Annotated in this window: 1 rRNA gene (cut by a window edge); it reads left to right on the forward strand. The window is 56.8% G+C overall.

The features are described 5' to 3' along the window. Window positions 1-1,291: ribosomal RNA gene (locus ABT061_RS48210) — 23S ribosomal RNA — on the forward strand (its annotated part extends 1,449 nt beyond the left edge of the window); the annotation flags it as partial.

Consider the following 1,291-nt stretch of genomic DNA (forward strand, 5'->3'; position numbering starts at 1 on the left):
CGTAATATCCTGAGATGTGATGCCGAGCCGATTGTGGCGAAGTGGGTGATCCTATGCTGCCGAGAAAAGCCTCTAGTGAGTGTCGTGGCGGCCCGTACCCTAAACCGACTCAGGTGGTCAGGTAGAGAATACTAAGGCGATCGGGTGAACTGTGGTTAAGGAACTCGGCAAATTGCCCCCGTAACTTCGGGAGAAGGGGGGCCTTCGCTGGTGACGAACTTTGCGTTCTGAGCTGGTGGGGGTCGCAGAGGCCAGGGGGAAGCGACTGTTTACTAAAAACACAGGTCCGTGCGAAGTCGTAAGACGATGTATACGGACTGACGCCTGCCCGGTGCTGGAACGTTAAGGGGACCGGTTAGTCGCACTTGTGTGGCGAAGCTGAGAACTTAAGCGCCAGTAAACGGCGGTGGTAACTATAACCATCCTAAGGTAGCGAAATTCCTTGTCGGGTAAGTTCCGACCTGCACGAATGGCGTAACGACTTCCCCGCTGTCTCAACCGCAGACCCGGCGAAATTGCACTACGAGTAAAGATGCTCGTTACGCGCAGCAGGACGGAAAGACCCCGGGACCTTCACTATAGCTTGACATTGGCGTTTGGAGCGTCTTGTGTAGGATAGGTGGGAGACGGTGAAGCCATCACGCTAGTGGTGGTGGAGTCATTGGTGAAATACCACTCTGGTCGTTTTGAACGTCTAACTTCGGTCCGTGATCCGGATCAGGGACAGTGTCTGGTGGGTAGTTTAACTGGGGCGGTTGCCTCCTAAAGAGTAACGGAGGCGCCCAAAGGTTCCCTCAGCCTGGTTGGCAATCAGGTGTCGAGTGTAAGTGCACAAGGGAGCTTGACTGTGAGACCGACGGGTCGAGCAGGAGCGAAAGCTGGGACTAGTGATCCGGCGGTGGCATGTGGAAGCGCCGTCGCTCAACGGCTAAAAGGTACCCCGGGGATAACAGGCTGATCTTCCCCAAGAGTCCATATCGACGGGATGGTTTGGCACCTCGATGTCGGCTCGTCGCATCCTGGGGCTGGAGTAGGTCCCAAGGGTTGGGCTGTTCGCCCATTAAAGCGGCACGCGAGCTGGGTTTAGAACGTCGCGAGACAGTTCGGTCCCTATCCGCTGCGCGCGCAGGAGACTTGAAAGGAGCTGTCCCTAGTACGAGAGGACCGGGACGGACGAACCTCTGGTGTGCCAGTTGTTCCGCCAGGAGCACGGCTGGTTGGCTACGTTCGGAAGGGATAACCGCTGAAAGCATCTAAGCGGGAAGCTCGCCTTGAGATGAGGTCTCCCACC

Source organism: Streptosporangium sp. NPDC002544, assembly GCF_040295965.1.
In the GTDB taxonomy this organism is placed as follows: Bacteria; Actinomycetota; Actinomycetes; order Streptosporangiales; family Streptosporangiaceae; genus Streptosporangium.